Below are 19,712 nucleotides of genomic sequence, written 5' to 3'. Positions count from 1 at the left end.
GTGCTAATGGTTGATAAAAAATAGAAATTATTAACAATAATAAAGAAAAATATTCTGTGCGAAAAATTGGTCAAATAGGATCAAAATTAAAGATAGCAAAATCAACATATTACTATCAAATTAATAAATGTGGATATTGTTGATGTTAATAATTATGAACAAAAAGTCATCAGCGCATTTAAGCTAATCGCCAAAATTTATAGAGATTGTAAAGTTAAAGATTTTTAATCAGAAAGATATTATCTTATCGCGAAGAAAAATTCGCCAAATTATGATTAAAAATCAGTTAGTATCTAAATGCACCAAATTTAAAATATTGTAATCATAAGTTGGTGGTTAATAATGACGAAATTAGCAACATTTTATAAACTGTTAATTTTTTTAATAATAAACAAAAAAAACAATGAAGTTGTTATTAGTGATTTAACATATGTTCAAGATAGCGCTAAATGAAACATATACTGTGCACCCCAAAAAGTAAGTAAAATAAAAAATATTTTATTAAATTTTTATAAATGGTGCATTTTTATATGGCAAGAAAATAACAAAAATATAACAAATATACATCATAATTTAGAACAAAAATCATTGAGGAAATTAAACAAAAAAGTTGTTGAATAGCAGCAAAACAATGTAATATAAATGTAAATACAGTAAAATTTTGATGATAAAATCATAAAAAAGGAAAATTTAACAACCCTAAAAAGATATAAAATTTCTTTTGGCAAAAGAGTTTTTTAATTTTATAAAACAGAGTATTAATTATTAAAAAGCTTCATGACTTTTACAATTAAGCAAACTAATAATCGTCTCTTTTATTAAACAAAATTGTCGTGAATATTCAATGAAATTATTACTAAAAGTAACAAAGTTAAAACGTAGTTATTGAGATAAATATAAAAATTATGACAGTAGCAAAAAAATAAAAAAAATAAAAAAGCAATAAATGATATTGTAAAAGTATATGAAGAAAATTTAAAACAATTTGGATATCGAAAAATTACTAAATATTTTAAGAAAGATTATTATATAAAATATAATTCAAAAAAAATTTTTAAGGATTATGATTAATAATCAAAAATAACCTGAATATGTAAAAAAAATGAGAAGAAAAATGGAATATAAACATAATAAATAAAGAAAAAAGTTTATTGCAATATCCTGATTTAATTAATTGTAAATTCAATGATATAAAAACAAGGTTTTTAGTACTATATACTGATGTAGCATATTTAATTTAAAAAGGAGAAAGATATTATCAATCAACAATTATTGATGAATATACTAAAGAAATAGTTGATGTAAAGTGATCTAAATATAATGATAATAAATTAGTAACGGATAATTTAAATGATGCAATTAAAAAATAAAATTAATAAAAAAAGATCTGAATGGCATAATAATTCACCTCAGATCACGGATATCAATATAAATTCGCTATTTATTACGATAAATGTTTATCTAACGGTATTATTATTTCAATAAGGAAAAAAATACCACTATGCAGATAATATTGTTATAGAAAGTTTTCATTAATTATTTAAGAAAGCTACAATCAATAATAAAATATATAATTAACACGAAGAATATATACAAGATGTTATAAAATGAAATAATTTATATTCAAACCGTAAAGAAAAAGATATATTAAAAAATAGTAAATACTTTTTATTAGTAATTACTAAAATGGGTGCGCTCTTAAAAAGTTTTTTTATATATTTCTTATTTTAAAGCCAACAAAGCAACCGTTAAGGTTTCATGTAATTGCGCTTCTGATTTTTCAAATTTATCTTGTTCTTCTTTGGTTAATTTTCATTCAATAATTTCTTCAATTCCATTAATCCCGATTATGGCCGGAACTCCAATATGTGTTCCAGTAACATTATATTCCCCCTCACACTTTGCACCAACTAAAAAGGTTAATTTTTCATCATTTAAAATTGCTTTGGCAATTAATGATAAACACGCTCCAATTCCATAAAAAGTTGATTTTTTTAAAGCAATAATTTTATAAGCCATTTTAATCATTTGTTGATGCATATCTTTTAGATCTTTTTCGGTTAGTTTCCCTTCTGCAACAAAATAAGCAATTGATTTTTGCATAATTGAAGCTTTTGATCAAACTGAAACTGATGAATCACCATGTTCTCCTAAAACATAAGCATTAACACGATCGGGAGGAATATTTAATTTATTCCCAACTAATCTTCTTAAACGTGCTGAATCTAAAGTTGTTCCTGAAGAAATAACTTTATTTTTTGCAAAACCAGTTACTTTTTGATAAACTGATGCCAAAACATCAACTGGATTTGAAGCAATTAAAGTAACTCCTTTAAAACCCGATGCTTTAATTTGTAAAGCAATATCTTGTATAATCCTTGCGTTATCAGCAACCATATCTAATCGTGTTTCCTTATCGCGTTGTGGTCTTCCGGCTGTAATAACAATTAAATCAGCATCTTTACAATCATAATAATCACCAGCTTTAATTATACTAAAACGGTTTTCTAAGACAGTAGCAGCATCAGATAAATCAATTGCGTTCCCTTCCGCTGCTTGTCGAAATGCATCGATTAACACATATTGTTGTGCAATCCCTTTGTTAATTGCTGAATATAAAAAGCTGTTTCCAACCATTCCACATCCAACCAAAACTACTTTTCTAGTTGAATTATCCATCTTTTTTCTCCTTTGAATATCTTTGCTCATTATAACAAAAAAATAAAAAAATTTGTATAAAATATCAAAAATCTTGGCTTTTTACACCTTTTAATTTATTTAAATCATATTTAATTGTTTTAAACAACTATTGATTAAGTCATTAATTAGTGGTAGTAAGAAAAAAGTTTAGTTTTGTAAATTGTAAACCAAATGCAACACTTTATTTTTCATAAAGTGTTTTTTATATTAAAAAACATAAATTTATTTGCATTATTGATCGGATATTATCTTTAAATTTAGAACTTTTGGTCGTATAAATAAAAGTAGGGTAAGTTATATAATTTAAGAAATTATAACGCTTTAAACATTCCACTTACAATATTACTTTAAATCAAACTATTTTATTTTTTATTTTAGGTTTATTAGTTACTGTTTTTTGACAAATTATTTTTGTTTGTACCATTTTTTCAACGCTCTTTGCTAAAAATATTGTAAATGTTTTTATACATCGTATTCATGTTCTGCCATTTTAATATTTCCTTTATATCTATAATTTTTCTTAATAATTGATGATTGTAAAACATACTTTAAATTAAATCGATATTTGTATAAAACTTTTAAACCACCAATTAATTTAAGAGTAGATAATGAGAGTTTGTTATTTTTAATCCCTATGAAGTTGACAACCTTCAATTATCACAATAACTTTATTTGAATAAGAACAGGCTTACTTTTTAAATTCGTTTAATATTAAACACATATTATTTATTGCGTCTTATTCGTTTTTATAATTAAAAGTAATGTTATTAATTATTTTCTTTTGCAAAACATTATAAATAATAATATTGGTTTGTTCAATTCCGTCATGATCAATTGCAATAATATATTTTAATTTATTTGTTTTATTTTTTTTATCAATTTGTAATATTTTTCATTCTTCTGTTGCTAAATCTAAAATATCGTTAATTTTGTAATGTTGCATATATGAATTAATAACATCTCATTTATCTTCAAATAAATTTAAATATATTTTTGCTCATTATAAACATTGTAAATCATAATAATTTTTATAATAGGAAATACGGAAATTAACAGGTTGACAATTAACTAAATCAAATGATGTTGTTATTTTATTTTAATTTTTATTAATATATTTACTTTTATATTATTCCATAATATTTTCCTTCTTTATTTTTATTTTTTTAAATAAACAGAAAATTCCTTTGTTGGTTAATATTTTGATATTTAGTAAATAATGTATTTTATTTTAGTATTTATTCATTTCGCCGCCTGCTAACCACCAGAGTGAAGCGGGACGGCGGTTATAAGGTTATTTAGACATAGTTTATCCCCCCAAAACAAAACACCAAGGAAGAAAAAAAGAGTTTACTGAGGAGTTATTAATTACGCTTCATCAATCCCCAGACAACTTTATATAAATAAAATAACCTTTTGGAGTTACAACCATCTTTTTTTAGTGTCCGATGTTTGTTTTTTTGATTTAACAGCACTCTTTTAATGAAAACAAGATAAAAACCCCGCGCTATAACATTTCGCAAGTGATTAATCTTGCTGATAATCAAAGAAATAAATAGAAGAAGTAAATCCATTCGCTTTCACATTTTATTTAAAGTTTCGTGCCATAGATGAGTTATCAATCTTTAAGCATTAAAACATTAAGTTTAAGAGTTGCATTATTGATCGGATGGTATCTTTAAATTTAGAACTTTTATCATAAAAATAGATTAAGTTTTGTTTTTTCTACATAAAATAAAGTTTATTTTTATAAATCCCTTCAAATAAAGGTATTATCCGATCAATAATGCAACAAGATATAAATTTGCCGTTTGTATATGTGTATATACACAGCGCGCCTATCAATTAAAAATTTTACTTGCTTAATTATAAATTTTCATAGAAATCATCGGTAATTTTAAACGAACTACTATTTTTTAATTTTTGTAAAATTGTTTTCTCTTCTGTGGATAATTTTGTTGGAATTGTGACAATCATGTTAACAATTAAATCTCCCCGTTTTGATGATGTTGGTGATTTAAAAAAACCATGATTGGGAATATTAAAAATACTATTTGTTTTTGTATTTGATGGTAATTTTAAATGAACATCACCATCAAAAGTTGGAACTTTAATTTCAGCTCCTAATAAAGCATCTAAATACGAAATAGGTAAATTTAAATGTAAGTCGTCATTAACTCGTTTAAAGTATTTATTCGGTTTTACTGAAATTTCAAGATACAAATCACCTCGAGAACCATTATTTAAACCATAGTTTCCTTTTTCACGAATTCGGACTTGTTGATTTTCATAAATTGATTTTGGTAATTCAATTTCAACGGCTTCTTTACCGCGATAATGTCCTTGCCCTTTACATTTTGAACATTTATTGGTAATAACTTCTCCCCGTCCTTTACAATCTGGACATGGTTGTTGCGACTTAATAATACCAAAAATGCTCCGTTGTTCAATGTTAATATAGCCATAACCATCACAAGTTGTACAATTATGAATGTATTTTTTCGGATCTTTTGCTCCTGTTCCTTCACAACTTTCACATTTCTTATCAATATTTAAGTCTAATTTAACTGTTTTACCAAACATTTGTTCTTTTAAAGTTACTACAACACTAGCAGAAATATTTTCCCCTTTAATTGGTTGATTTCTAAAACCGCTTTGTTTCTTACCACCACCAAAAAAGTTTTCAAAAATGTCCCCAAAACCACCAGAGAAAATATTTTCAAAATCAGCAGTTCCACCAAAACCACCATTGCCAAAACCACCAAAACTATTTGTATTAGTTCCCATATGGCCAAATTGATCATAATTAAGGCGTTTATTGGGGTCTGATAAAACTTCATAAGCTTCATTAATTTCTTTAAATTTTGCCTCAGCATTCTTTTCTTTTGAAACATCAGGATGATATTTTTTTGCTAATTGTCGAAAAGCACGTTTAATTTCATCATCAGTGGCATTACTATTAACACCTAATAATTCATAATAGTCTCGTTTTCCCATATTATCATCTTCCTACTTTCTCTTTTAAAGCAAAAGATAACTAAAATAATTTTAGTCATCATTATCGTGTTATTCATCTTTTTTCTCATCATCATTGTTAGTAACTTCTGATTCTTGTTGGTTACTTTCTTGATCGTGCATAAATTTTGAAGCTTCAGTCATTGCTTGTTCTAACATTGTCATTTTGGCTTCTAATCCTGCATAGTCTTCTTTTTCTAACAATTCTTTAATTTCTTTAACCATTTCTTTTGAAGTTTTTAATTGCTCATGATCCATTTTATCATTATTGCCATCTAAAGCTTGTGTAATTGTTGAAATATATGACTCTGCTTTATTGCGTAGTTCAATGTTTTTTAATTTTTGTTCATCTTTATCTTTGTTTTGTTCTGCTTCCTCAACCATTCGCTGAATTTCTTCTTCTGTTAAACCACCACCATTGGTAATTGTAACTGATTGTTCTTGATTTGTTTTTAAATCTTTTGCCGCAACCGATACGATTCCGTTAGCATCAATTGAAAATTTAACTTCAATTTGGGGAACTCCTTTTGGAGCAGGATCAATCCCTGATAATTGGAAACGACCCAAAGTTTTATTATCCTGTGCCATTTTACGTTCCCCTTGTAAAACATGAATATCAACGGCAGGTTGATTATCGGCGGCTGTTGAAAAAACTTGTGCCTTTGATGTTGGAATTGTTGTATTACGAGGAATTAAGATTGTTGAAATACCCCCTAATGTTTCAATTCCTAATGATAATGGTGTAACATCTAACAATAAGACATCTTTAACATCACCAACTAAAACCCCCCCTTGAATTGCGGCACCAATTGCCACCACTTCATCTGGATTAATTGTACGGTTTGGTTCTTTTTTTAACTCATGTTTAATAACTTCTTGGACAGCCGGAATTCTCGTACTTCCTCCAACTAGTAAAACTTGATCCAAATCACTTGGTTTTAATTTTGCATCAGCTAAGGATTTTCGAACTGGTTCAATTGTTCGTTGCACAAGTGATTTTGTCATTTCATCAAATTTTGCTCTTGTTAATGTTAAGTTTAAGTGTAGTGGATTACCATCACGCGCAGTAATAAATGGAGCAGCGGTTTCGGTTTGTAATTGTGAAGAAAGATTTTTTTTCGCTTTTTCTGCTTCTTCTTTTAACCGTTGCATTGCCATTTTGTCAGTTTTTAAATCAATCCCATTATTTTTTTTAAATTCATCAACCATTCATTGAATAATAACTTCATCAAAGTCATCCCCTCCTAAATGATTATCCCCTGCAGTTGACAAAACTTCAAATGTTCCATCTGCTAAATCTAAGATTGAAACGTCAAAAGTTCCTCCTCCTAAATCAAAAACTAACACTTTTTGTTCTTTATCAACTTTATCAATTCCATATGCTAAGGCAGCAGCAGTTGGCTCATTAATAATTCTTTCAACATCTAACCCAGCAATTTTTCCGGCATCCTTTGTTGCTTGGCGCTGTGCATCGTTAAAATATGCTGGAACAGTAATAACTGCTTTTGAAATTTTTTGTCCTAATTTTTTTTCAGCATAATTTTTTAAATAACGTAAAATTTCTGCAGAAATTTGTTCAGGACTATAATCCTTATTATTTACATGAATTTTTTCCGCTGTTCCCATTTTTCTTTTAATTGAACTAATTGTGTTTGGATTTGTCACCGCTTGTCGTTTGGCAGCATCTCCTACAATAATTTCTTCATTTTTAAATGAAACAACCGATGGTGTTGTTCGTTGTCCTTCTGGATTTTCTAAAACTTTAAATTCTTTCCCTTCCATAACCGCAACACACGAATTTGTTGTTCCTAAATCAATCCCAATAATTTTGGCCATAATATCATTCCTTTCTCTTTCTAATTTAGTTATTTTGCAACTTGAACTGATGCATGACGTAAAACACGATCATGAATCATATATCCTTTTTGTAAAATTTTAACAATACATCCCGATGGAACATCAGATGTTTCGATTGTTTCGATTGCCGAATGGAAACTAGAATTAAAATATTCGCCTAATTTTGTTTCCATTGCTGTAATTCCTTCTTCTTCAAAAATATTTTTAAACATACGATAAATAATTTCAAATCCCGTTAAAAAGTTTTTCACTTCTTGTTTTACATCGGTAACTTGTAAAGCACGTTCAAAGTTATCTAATATTGGTAATAATTTCTCTGCCGTCCCAGCCGCCCGATAACGTTTAATATCTGCAACTTCGTGATTAATTCTTTTTTTAAAATTTTCACCATCAGCTAAAGTTAATAATTTCTCTTCTCGCAACCGTAAATTGTCTTTCAACAATAAATCAATTTCTTGTTCTAAATTCTCAATAATTGCTAAATTATTTGCTTCAGATGTCGGTAAAGCTGTTTCTGGTGTTTCCGATGATGAATTAACCGTTTGATTATTTGCTAATTCTTCCCGTAACTGTTGAATTTTTTCTTTTAATTGGTTTGGCGAGGATTTGTCTTTCTTTTCATTACTTTTTTCATCATTCATTAATTTCACCCCCCTTCTCCTCTTTTTGATATGCTTCTTTAATCCGATATGCTAATCATTCTAAAACTTCATAAATCTTATTGTATTCTAACCGCTTCGGTCCCACCAAAGCAATCCCTCCTTCTTGCACATCATCAACCTTATAGGTTGTTGTCAATAAAGCCATATCATCATTGTTAAACCCTGTCTCATTCCCAATTTGAATTGAAACAAGATCTTTATTTGGGTTATTTTGTTGTTTTTTAAAATAATCAAACGGAGAAATTGTTTCAATAAAACGAATAACTTGTTTAATTCGTTCGGGATTATTATATTCTGGATTTTGCAGCATATATTGAATCCCGTGGGTTGAATAACTCGGTTTAATAATGTTTGTTAAAGCATTAACAAATTGTTTTAAAATATATTCATAATGTTTTACTTGTTGTTCTAAAATTGGCCGAATTACCTCGAATTTCGTTGGAATATCAGTTATTTTAGTATTTTTCAAACGGCCATTAAATAATTCAACTGAAATTTGTAAATCATCCATTGAACTATTTTCATCAATTGTAAACAATTTATTTTCAACATGACCATTTGCCAATACAAAGATAACAACCGCTTGTATTGCAGAAATTGGTAATAACTCAATTTTCTTTAATAATTCCTCTTGAAAATTTGGCCCAACAACAACTGTTGTTAAATTTGTCATCTCGCTTAAAATTTGGCCAGTTTGATCAAGAATGTCATTAATTGACATATTACGATTAACAAATAAAGCTTCAATGCGGTTTTTAATATCATCAATATTTTTTTCAACCATCAAATTATCTACATAATAACGATAACCTTTTGTTAATGGAATTCTTCCTGATGAAGCATGTTCTTTTTCTAAAAAACCTTCTTTTTCTAAAATTGCACATTCATTACGAATTGTTGCAGAAGAATAATCTATTGAGGATGAAGAAATAATAGTTTTACTTCCTAAGGGTTGTGCTGTTTTTGTGTACTCTTCTACAATTATTTTTAAAATGCTTTCTTGTCGTTGACTTAACATTATCAGCATCTCCTTCTTCAATTATAATAAATATTTGGCAATTAACACTAATATAGTGATAACTAATATAATAGTGATAACACTTAAAATTATAAATTTATCATTTATAGAATGCAAGTGCTAATTTAATTTTGTATTATTTTTAATAACCATTTCATTGTTAACAATGTAAATTGTATAAGATTTTCCCTCTTGCACTTTTTCAGCAATAATAGCATGAGCAATTAAAGATTCAAGATTTCGTTGAATATATCGTTTAATTGGTCGTGCCCCAAATTCGCGGTCATATCCTTCATTTAAAATTTTCTCTAACACTTTTTCAGAATAACTAATGAGAATATTTTTCGTATCCTCAATCCGTTGTGTTAACTCAGATAATTCTTTTTCAATAATTTCTTTAATAACACCTTTTGATAAAGTATTAAAGGTGATAACATTGTCAATTCGATTTAAAAATTCTGGTTTGAATTTTTTTGCTAATTCTTTTTGAATTAATAACCCGATGTCTTCATTATTTTCATTTAATAAATACTCTGATCCAATATTAGAGGTCATAATAATAATTGTATTTTTAAAATCAAACGTTTTTCCTAATGAGTCTGTTAAACGCCCATCTTCTAAAATTTGTAATAAAATATTTATAATATCGGTATGAGATTTTTCAATTTCATCAAATAAAACTATTGAATAAGGATTACGACGAACAGCCTCAGTTAATTGCCCCCCTTGTTCGTAGCCAACATAACCTGGCGGGGCCCCAATTAATTTACTTAATGAATGGCGCTCCATATATTCTGACATATCTAAGCGAACCATTTGTTTTTCTGAGTTAAAAAGAATATCTGCTAAACTACGGGCAATTTCGGTTTTCCCAACCCCGGTTGGTCCTAAAAATAAGAAACTACCAATTGGTTTATTTGGATCTTTAATTCCACTGCGGCTACGAATAATAGCATCCGCAACAGCTTTAATTGCCTCATTTTGGCCCCTAACACGACGCCGTAAAATCTTATCTAGATTTAATAATTTTACTTTTTCAGTTTCCACTAAGCGGTCAACTGGAATTCCCGTTCATTTTCCAACAATTGCCGCAATTTCACGTTCAGTAACATCTTCTTTTAATAGTTGCGAGCCATATGTTTGTTTTTCTTGTTCATGTAATTGTTGTTCTAATTTTGGTAACAAGGCATATTGAATTTCACCAGCACGATTAAAATCGCCACTTAATTGCGCTTGTTCTAATTCTTTTTTTGACTTTTCAACTTGAGACTTTAAGTTTTTTAATTTTTTAATAATTTCTTTTTCTGAATTTCATTGAATATCTAATTTTTGTTGTTTTGTTTTCAATGGTTTTAACTCATTATCAATATCAACTAACCGCTCATTTGATGCCCTATCCGTTTCCTTTTGTAAAGCTGCTTTTTCAATTTCTAATTGAACAATTCGCCGATTTAAATTATCTAACTCCGTTGGCACAGAGGCAATTTCTGTTTTAATTGTTGCAGAAGCTTCATCAATTAAATCAATTGCTTTATCTGGTAAAAATCGATCAGTAATATAACGTGACGATAAATTAACAGATGCAACTAAAGCGCTGTCATGAATTTTAACCCCATGAAAGGTTTCAAAACGTTCTTTTAAACCACGTAAAATTGAAATACTTTCATCAATTGTATTTTCACTAACGATTACTTTTTGAAAACGACGCTCTAAGGCAGCATCTTTTTCAATATATAAACGATATTCATCTAATGTTGTTGCTCCAATACAATGTAAATCACCACGAGCTAACATTGGTTTTAATAAGTTTCCAGCATCCATACTACCTTGGGTTTTTCCAGCCCCAACAATTAAATGTAATTCATCAATAAATAAAATGATATCTCCATTTGACTCTTTAACTTTATTAAGCACTGATTTTAGGCGTTCTTCAAATTCACCCTGAAATTTAGCGCCGGCAATTAAAGCCCCCATATCTAATTCAAAAATTGTTTTGTTTTGTAAATTACTAGGAATATCACCTTTAACAATTCGTTGAGATAATCCTTCTACAATGGCTGTTTTTCCAACCCCTGGTTCACCAATTAAAACCGGATTGTTTTTAGTTCTGCGCGATAAAATTCTAATTACTCGATTAATTTCATCTTCGCGGCCAATAATCGGGTCTAATTTCCCGCCAATAGCTTCTTTATTAATATTTTTGGCAAATTTTTCAAGCACCTTAGGATCTTTACTTGATTCATATTGTTGTGTTAAATCCACGATACCTGCCTCCTTATTTTTAGCACTCTAAGTGCTTATCTGCTAATTTCATAATTATATATTATCACACTGCTTAACAAAGTCAATTAAATAGTGCTAAATTTTTTTAAAAATAATATAAAAATAAAAATATTAGATATAATTAGAATATACAATAATAAGAATCATAACTTTTTTAGAAAGGAGCACCGTGAAATTACAACACTTAAATAAAAAACGTTTAATTCTAATTGATTTAGATGGAACAACGTTAATGAATGATGGCAAAAAAATCCACCCAATAACACATGAAGCTATCAAACAAGCTGTTCATGTCGGACACAAAGTATGTATTACAACTGGCCGTCCGCACCGAGCAAGCATTCGTTTTTATCGTGAATTAGGGTTGAACACCTTATTAACTAACTTTGATGGTGGCCATATTCACGATCCATTAAAACGAGAATTTAAACGATTAGTTTTTTCAATTTCTTATGATGTTATTATGAGTATTATCAACCATTTTGATATTAAAAATATTGTTGCAAATGTTTTAATTGAACATTATGATAAGGCAATTTGTTGAAAAAAAGATGAAGCAATTGAAAATTACTTTCATCTTGATGATGTTGCTGATGATGAATATTTTGTCGCTAATCCCTATAACGCTTGAAAAGGCCCCGCTAGCAATATGGCATTATACTTAAATAATGCTAATGAAAAAGATCAAATATTACGAATATTTGAAAATTTCAAAAATTCTGTACAGGTTAACATTGGCCACTATAGTAGTAGTAAAACCCAAACAATGATTAATATTACCAATAAACTTGTTTCAAAAGGATTTGCCGCTAATATTATAGCACAATACTATAATGTTGACATTCGTGATGTCATCGCCTTTGGCGATGAAATGAATGATTTAAAACTATTACAAAATGTTGGCTATGGGATAGCAATGAAAAATGGAAACGATAATTTAAAAACCAATGCGCGTGGAATTACGCATTTAACAAATGACGAAGGTGGAGTTGGTGATTATTTGAAAAAATTATTAAATGGAGAAAATGTGTAAAGTAAGACTACACCAATTTTAGTAAATAATAATAAAAAATATTTACTATTTTTTTAGTATATCTTTTTCTTTATGGTTTGAATACCATGTATTTCATTTCATAACATCTTTTATATATTCTTCGTGTTAATTATATATTTTATTATTGATTGTAGCTTTTTTAAATAATGAATTAAAACTTTTTATAACAATATTATCTGCACATCGGTATTTTTTCCTTATTGAAATAATAATACTGTTAGACAAACATTTATTGTGATAAATAACGGATGTATATTGATATCCGTGATCTAAGGTGAATTATTATTCCATTCAGATCTTTTTTTATTAATTTTATTTTTTAATTGCATCATTTAAATTATCCATTACTAATTTATTGTCATTATATTTAGATCACTTTACATCAACTATTTCTTTAGTATATTCATCAATAATTGTTAATTGATAATATATTTTTCCTTTTTCAAATTAAATATGTTACATCAGTATATAGTACTAAAAACCTTGTTTTTATATCATTGAATTTACAATTAATTAGATCAGGATATTGCAATAAACTTTTTTCTTTATTCTGTTCATACTTCATTTTTCTTCTCATTTTTCTTACATATTCAGGTTGTATTTGATTATTACACATAATCCTTAAAAATTTTTTTAAATTATATTTTATATCATAATCTTCATTTAAATATTTAGTAATTCTTCGGTATCCAAATTGTTTTAAATTTTCTTCATAGACTTTTACAATATCATTTATTGCTTTTTTATTTTTTTTGCTACTGTCATAATTTTTATATTTACCTCAATAACTAAGTTTTAACCCTGTTATTTCTAGCAATAATTTTATTGAATACTCACGACAATTTTGTTTAATAAAAGAGATGATTATTGGTTTGCTTAATTGTAAAAGTCGTGGAGCTTTTTTAATAATTCATACCTTGTTTTATAATAGTTTAAATCTTTTTTCCAAATGGTTTTTTTTGACCCTTTTTGTGTATTTAAAATTCCTTTTTAAAAATTTCTTTGTCATTAATCAAGTGTTTTTATATTTATTTTATATTTTTATGCAACATAAATAAATGATATTTGTTCAATTTCTTTTATTGTATTTTTTCGAAATTATGCAGTATATTTTTTAAATTTTTGTCCTTTTCTTGCCATATAAAATGCACTCCTATAAAAATTTAGAAAAATCTTTTTTATTTTACTTACTTTTTGGGGTGCACTCTTAAGTATTTTTTTTTATTTTTATATTAAAAAACATAAATTTATTTGCATTATTGATTGGGTAGTATCTTTAAATTAAAAACTTTGAATAAGTTCCAAGAAGTTGGATCATATTTATGTTAACTTTCAAATAAAATATAATTATGAAGAAAGTAGGAATATAAAAATGGGGAATAAATTAATCGGTATATGAATTTAAAAAACAAATTGTTTTACTTTATCAAAACGGTAAAACCATTCTTGAAATTTTTAAAGAATATAAGGTGTCAAAATTAGCTGTATATCAGTGAATTGAAAAATTTCATAATTCTGGATTTTTTAAAGCGAAAAATAATCACACTGTTGAAGAAAATGAACTTTGTGAGATTGCCTTGCGAAAATAATTAATCCAATTATAATGAAAAACAACTTTTTAAAGAGAACGGTGCTAATGGTTGATGAAAAAATAGAAATTATTAACAATAATAAAGAAAAATATTCCATGCGAAAAATTGGTCAAATAGGATCAAAATTAAAGATAGCAAAATCAACATATTACTATCAAATTAATAAATGTGGCTATAGTTGATGTTAATAATTATGAACAAAAAGTTATCAGCGCATTTAAGCTAATCGCAAAATTTATGGATCTTATAAAATTAAAGCTTTTTAAATCAGAAAGATATTATCTTATCGCGAAGAAAAATTCACCAAATTATGATTAAAAATTAGTTAGTATCTCTAAATATACCAAATTAAAATATTGTAATCATAATTTGGTGGTTAATAACAACGAAATTAGCAACGTTTTAAACTGTGAATTTAATAATTAATAATAAAACACAACCCAATGAAGTTGTTGTTAGTGATTTAACATATGTTCAAGGTGGTGTTAAATGACATTTGACATTATCCTTTGTTTGTTGATTGACTTGTTTAATCGTGAAATAATTGGCTATAGTGTCGAGACAAATAAAACAATACAACTAGTGCAAGAAACCTTTTATTCAATTATAAGATCATTAAAACAAATTACGTTATTTTATACTGACTGGGGGCAATGAATTTAAAAATAAAATCATTGATAATACCTTAAATATTTTTAACATCAAACAATCATTAAACAATAAAGGTTGTCCCTATGATAATGTTATGGATGAAACAATTTACAAAAGTTTTAAAAAATAATTTGTTAAGAGGCAAAAATTTATAAATTTAACCAATTAAAATACAAATTATTTAACTTTGTGCATTGATATAACAATATTCGAATTCACAGCAGTTTAAATTATTTAATACCTGTTGAATTTATAAAAACAGATCATATAAAAAATGTCATAAAAAGGGTTGATAATCCACTTTTATCATAAAAACAGATTTTTTACTATTTTTCCTACACAAAATAAACGATATTTTTATAAATCCTTTCAAATAAAGTTATTATCCGATTAATAATGCAACTTTCAAAATTAATATTTTAATGCTTAAAGATTGATAACTCATCTATGGCACGAAGACTTAAAGAAAGTGTGAAATAGGTGGATTTACTCCTATTTTCCTGAATTATAAAAATTGATTGGATTTAATACAAAATATTTAATAAAGTGTCTTAAATATATTTACAATTAATGTTTATAAAAACTTTTTATTTTTTCTAAAATATTTTTACAATCTTGTTGAGAATATATTTTATCATCATTAGTATCTATATTTTTTCATAAATTACCCCTTACTTTAATAACCAATATTATATTAACGTAACTTAGTATTGTTTATTAAACAATGGTAATAACATTAAATAATGGTAATAATATTGTTAAATATATAAATTTAATAAATAAGGTACACTAAAAATTCTATTAACATTGTTAATAGAAAATATAAAATTAAAAATTAATAAATCAAACAATAAAACTAGTGTATCACAGCTAAGATATATGATAAGTTATAATAAATATTAAAATCCTTTAATCATAATTCTAAAGAAATTCAAAATCTTAATAATAATAAATAATCCAAATATAATTAAAATAATTCACGCATCACTTAAAAAAGTCATTAATTGCGGTAAGATAGCATATACGGGTATATTTATTAACTTTCATCATTACTTGTCCTAATCCAATTAAAATATAATCCCGTCCTATTCGAAATAGCGGGAGTATTATCTGTAGATAAAAAATTAACAGCTGTTGTTAAATACATACCTAATATTATTTATTTTCCTCTTTACTTTTAATTTATTTTTTATCTTTTTTCTTTCCTTTAATTTGTCGAATTTTTTGATAAATCAATAGACCAATTCAAGCAAAAATACCAATATAATAACAACACTAAATATTGTAGTTAATCAAACTGGCATAAATTAATTACCCTTAGAAATTTAACTTGCACGGCACACTTTTCATTTTTGTTGCAATCAAAATAAACTAAACTGAATAAATTACGCGAATAATTTATTCAGTTTCTTTTACATTAATTATTAGTTGTTATGTTATTAACACTGTTGTTTTATTAACACTGTTAATAACATTATCTTTCCCATACCTTAGTTAATATGTGACGCAGAATAAAATAATGTTTTCTTTCCATTAAAAAATCAACTCTTTCTTAGTTAATTTGTTGCATTTCATATTACAATTTACATAATAAAAAGTAAGTTTTTAATAAATAATCATATTTTATAAAAAATGTTGATATGATTTAAGGTTATTTTAAATCATATCAACTTAAGCCGATTTTCATATCAACTGTTAACTTTACATCTAATTTAGTTGAATCTTCCATTAATGTTTTAACAATATTTTGAACTTGCTTTAATTCGTTTTGTGGTATTTCAAAAATTAGTTCATCATGAATCTGGGCAATAATTTTTGATTTTAAATTTAATTTTAAAAATTCTTGGTCAATATTTTTTAAAGAAATTTTAATAATATCCGCAGCACTTCCTTGAATTGGCATATTTATCGCAATTCGTTTCCCAAATTCACGTTGCATATAATTATGATCATTAATTTCTGGGACATAACGTTTCCGATTAAAAATTGTTGTAACATAACCATTTTGTTTACAAAATTCAACCTGGCTTTCAATAAAAGCTTTAATTGTCATAAATTGTTGATAATAATTGCTAATAATTGCTTTTGCTTTCGCAACAGAAATATTTAAATCAGTTGCCAAACCAAAATCACTAATTCCATAAATAATCCCAAAATTAACTGCTTTGGCACTACGACGAATATTTGGTGTAATTTCATCTTTTGTTAAATTAAAAATTTTAATTGCCGTATTAGTATGAATATCTTCATTTTTATTAAAAGCAGTAATTAAATCTTGATCTTTTGACATATGTGCTAAAATCCGTAATTCGATTTGCGAATAATCGCATGATAATAAAACATTATTACTTAATGAAACAACAAAAATTTTACGAACCTTTTTTTGAATTTCATCGCGAATGCTAATATTTTGCATATTAGGTTCCACCGAAGAAAGACGCCCAGTATTTGTTAAAGTTTGCTTATAAATCGTATGAACTTTTCCATCGGCAAAAATATATTTTTTCAACCCCTTTAAATACGTTGAATATAATTTTTGATATTTTCGATAATCTAATATTTTAGGAATAATGCTGTGATTATCTTTAATTTCTTCTAAGGTTTCTTGTGCCGTTGACCCCTTTTTTCGGTCTGGTAATTCCAAGTCTTGATATAATAACTCTGAAATTTGTTTCGGTGAATTAGGATTAATTTTTTTTTGGGCAAGACGATTAATTTCGTCATTTAATTCTTGAACAATTTTTTCAATTTGTACTGTTTGCATTATTAACTCATGTTTGTCAACTTTAACCCCACTAATTTCCATTCGAGCCAACGCGAAAGCAGTTGGTAATTCAATATTATAATATAAATCATACTGTTGATTGCTTTTCAACAACTCAATAATTTTTGGTCTTAACTTATGAATATATGATGCTTTTTCACCAATAAAATGACTCAATTTAATTACATCAATAGGAATTTGTTTTTTTACCCCCTTGCCATAAAATAATTCATCAGTTAAAATTCGTTTTTTATCAAATAAATTAATATAAGTATCTAAACTATTTTTAACATTTGAATTATAAACATAACTGGCAAGCATCATATCATAAGTAATATTTTGTACAAAAATATTATCTCGTGCTAAAGCCACAATTAAACTTTTGGCATGATAAGTTAACTTATGATATTTGTTGTTATTTAAAAATTGGTGTCATAATTTATCGTGCTTTGCATCAATATAATCAAAATAAAAAACACCTTTTGAATTAACAATTCCAAATCCAATAATTTCTGAATTATGATAGTTTTCATCTAATAATTCTAAATAAACCGTCGTGTTATCTTCATTAAATTCAGGTTGTCATGATTCAATAATTTTAACTTTTAAACTAGTATTTTGAACATCGTTTTCTTTATTATTAAATAATCTTGTTACAAATGAATTCATATTATATTTTAAATAAAACTGCATTAGGACGTCTTGATTTGGTTCGAATGGAACAAAGGCAAATTGTTCCAAATTAATATCACAAAAAATAGTAGCTACCTTTTTACATAATAAAACACTATCTTTATGCTTTATCATTTTTTTTTGTAATGCACCTTTAATTTGGTCAATATTATCATATAAATTTTCAATTGAATGATACTTTTTAATTAATTTTACGGCTGTTTTTTCGCCAACACCAGGAACACCCTTTAAATTATCAGAAGAATCACCCATTAATCCTTTTAAATCAGGAACTTGAGAAGACTTGATTCCCCACTTTGCTGCTAAAGCAGCTTGGTCAATAACATCGGCACTATCCTTTTGTCGAGGAACTAAAATATTTGTTTTGTCAGTAATTAATTGATATAAATCCTTATCACTTGAAAAAATATCAACATAATAATTCTCTTGCTCAGCAACTTTTGCTAAACACCCCAATAAATCATCTGCTTCATATCCTTCTTGTTCTAAATATGGAATTTGATAACTATCTAAAAATTCTTTAACAATCGGAAATTGGACAATTAATTCATTTGGCGTTTTGCTCCGACCATCTTTATAGTTCTCTAATAAATCATGCCGAAAATTTTTTTTGTCTTTATCAAAAGCAACAACAACACTATTGTAATTATTTGCCTTTAAAATTTTATTCAACATATTAACAAAAGCATAAACAGCATTTGTTGGTGTTCCATCTAAACTTTTTAACATTTTGTAATTATAAGCTGTGGCATAAAACGCTCTAAAAAGTAAAGAATTCCCATCAATTAACAATACTTTTTTCATTTTACAATTTCCTCATTTATGTCCAATTATATTCTAATTTAATTTTAAAGTATATTTTAAAATTAAATTATCAGACAATAAAAGCGTCTTCCGTCTCCAGACAAATGACATATTGATATTCTTTTTTTAAAGAAATATAAAAATTTTTTTAATTTTAAAAGCTAGTTTATTATAACATATTGTAACATATTAAAGTAAGGAATATTAATTATTTTTTTGTTTTATAGTATTGATAATTATGATAAAATTCATGATAAACATCTTTAGTAATTAATGAGATTTTTGAATAAATAATTTTAAGATTTATAATTTGATATTTATTAATTTGATTAGTTGTTAAATACTTAATTTTATTACCATATTATGATGTTGTTGCTGGTTTTTAAAGATAAAAAAAATAATGCATCGTAACTAATATTTCGAATTAATTTGGTAGTAAAAAAAGTTTGGTTGGATTGGCAACCCCTTTTAGGACACTTTTTATATGGCCTGTTGTTTTTTTTTCTAAATTAAACAGGTATTAAATAATTTAAACTACCGTGAATTCGAATGTTGTTATATCAATGCACAAAGTTAAATAATTTGTATTTTAATTGGTTAAATTTATAAATTTTTGCCTCTT

13 protein-coding genes and 1 pseudogene are annotated in these 19,712 nt (G+C 26.4%); 4 read left to right on the top strand and 10 right to left on the bottom strand.

What is annotated here, in order from left to right; all coding sequences use genetic code 4:
* Nucleotides 1-1,722 precede the first annotated feature (1,722 nt).
* The 7 genes from ACE38S_RS04605 to ACE38S_RS04575 all read right to left on the bottom strand — a co-directional run bounded on the left by ACE38S_RS04605 (nucleotide 1,723) and on the right by ACE38S_RS04575 (nucleotide 11,511).
* Nucleotides 1,723-2,679, bottom strand: a complete 957-nt coding sequence (locus ACE38S_RS04605; protein WP_374696590.1) for an L-lactate dehydrogenase — start codon at nucleotides 2,677-2,679, stop codon at nucleotides 1,723-1,725.
* A 757-nt stretch (nucleotides 2,680-3,436) separates the two neighbouring features.
* Nucleotides 3,437-3,643, bottom strand: a complete 207-nt coding sequence (locus ACE38S_RS04600; RefSeq protein ID WP_374696589.1) for a hypothetical protein — start codon at nucleotides 3,641-3,643, stop codon at nucleotides 3,437-3,439.
* A 920-nt stretch (nucleotides 3,644-4,563) separates the two neighbouring features.
* Nucleotides 4,564-5,694, bottom strand: a complete 1,131-nt coding sequence (gene dnaJ / locus ACE38S_RS04595) for a molecular chaperone DnaJ (RefSeq protein ID WP_374696588.1) — start codon at nucleotides 5,692-5,694, stop codon at nucleotides 4,564-4,566.
* A gap of 69 nt (nucleotides 5,695-5,763) precedes the next feature.
* On the bottom strand, nucleotides 5,764-7,548 hold the full coding sequence (gene dnaK / locus ACE38S_RS04590) for a molecular chaperone DnaK (RefSeq protein WP_374696587.1): 1,785 nt from the start codon (nucleotides 7,546-7,548) through the stop codon (nucleotides 5,764-5,766).
* A 29-nt stretch (nucleotides 7,549-7,577) separates the two neighbouring features.
* Nucleotides 7,578-8,210 carry a nucleotide exchange factor GrpE gene (locus ACE38S_RS04585; RefSeq protein WP_374697139.1) on the bottom strand — a complete coding sequence of 211 codons (633 nt, stop codon included), beginning with the start codon at nucleotides 8,208-8,210 and terminating at the stop codon, nucleotides 7,578-7,580.
* Nucleotides 8,191-9,258, bottom strand: coding sequence for a heat-inducible transcriptional repressor HrcA (gene hrcA / locus ACE38S_RS04580; protein ID WP_374696586.1), 1,068 nt, complete (start codon nucleotides 9,256-9,258; stop codon nucleotides 8,191-8,193). The genes ACE38S_RS04585 and hrcA overlap by 20 nt, the downstream gene beginning before the upstream one ends.
* A 111-nt stretch (nucleotides 9,259-9,369) precedes the next feature.
* A complete protein-coding gene (locus ACE38S_RS04575; RefSeq protein ID WP_374696585.1) occupies nucleotides 9,370-11,511 on the bottom strand; it encodes an ATP-dependent Clp protease ATP-binding subunit in 2,142 nt (713 codons plus the stop codon).
* A 190-nt stretch (nucleotides 11,512-11,701) separates the two neighbouring features.
* Between ACE38S_RS04575 and ACE38S_RS04570 the strand changes: the two genes are divergently transcribed.
* Complete coding sequence (locus ACE38S_RS04570) at nucleotides 11,702-12,565, top strand: Cof-type HAD-IIB family hydrolase (protein WP_374696584.1); 864 nt, start codon at nucleotides 11,702-11,704, stop codon at nucleotides 12,563-12,565.
* Between the two features lie 415 nt (nucleotides 12,566-12,980).
* On the opposite strand, the gene ACE38S_RS04565 is transcribed toward ACE38S_RS04570, so the two are convergent.
* Entirely contained in the window at nucleotides 12,981-13,403 is a 423-nt protein-coding gene (locus tag ACE38S_RS04565; protein ID WP_374696583.1) for an IS3 family transposase, read from the bottom strand.
* A gap of 786 nt (nucleotides 13,404-14,189) precedes the next feature.
* On the opposite strand from ACE38S_RS04565, the gene ACE38S_RS04560 reads away from it, so the two are divergent.
* The 3 genes from ACE38S_RS04560 (at nucleotide 14,190) to ACE38S_RS04550 (ending at nucleotide 14,841) form a co-directional block, all read left to right on the top strand.
* Nucleotides 14,190-14,366 carry a hypothetical protein gene (locus tag ACE38S_RS04560; protein WP_374696582.1) on the top strand — a complete coding sequence of 59 codons (177 nt, stop codon included), beginning with the start codon at nucleotides 14,190-14,192 and terminating at the stop codon, nucleotides 14,364-14,366.
* Complete coding sequence (locus tag ACE38S_RS04555; RefSeq protein ID WP_374696581.1) at nucleotides 14,347-14,496, top strand: hypothetical protein; 150 nt, start codon at nucleotides 14,347-14,349, stop codon at nucleotides 14,494-14,496. Before ACE38S_RS04560 ends, ACE38S_RS04555 begins: the two co-directional genes overlap by 20 nt.
* Before the next feature lie 171 nt (nucleotides 14,497-14,667).
* The gene (locus tag ACE38S_RS04550) at nucleotides 14,668-14,841 is read left to right on the top strand and encodes a hypothetical protein (protein ID WP_374696580.1); all 174 of its coding nucleotides are present in this window, start codon (nucleotides 14,668-14,670) and stop codon (nucleotides 14,839-14,841) included.
* Nucleotides 14,842-16,011: 1,170 nt separating this feature from the next.
* Here the strand turns inward: ACE38S_RS04550 and ACE38S_RS04545 are convergent.
* Both ACE38S_RS04545 and polA read right to left on the bottom strand, forming a co-directional pair.
* Nucleotides 16,012-16,133: pseudogene (locus tag ACE38S_RS04545) on the bottom strand (hypothetical protein).
* A 347-nt stretch (nucleotides 16,134-16,480) separates the two neighbouring features.
* Nucleotides 16,481-19,090 carry a DNA polymerase I gene (gene polA, locus ACE38S_RS04540; RefSeq protein ID WP_374696579.1) on the bottom strand — a complete coding sequence of 870 codons (2,610 nt, stop codon included), beginning with the start codon at nucleotides 19,088-19,090 and terminating at the stop codon, nucleotides 16,481-16,483.
* Nucleotides 19,091-19,712 lie beyond the last annotated feature (622 nt).

The sequence above is a fragment of the Spiroplasma endosymbiont of Polydrusus formosus genome (genome assembly GCF_964263245.1).
GTDB lineage: Bacteria > Bacillota_I > Bacilli_A > Mycoplasmatales > Mycoplasmataceae > Spiroplasma.
The sequence above is the reverse complement of the archived record's forward strand: the minus strand, read 5'-3'. Positions and strand labels throughout refer to the sequence as shown.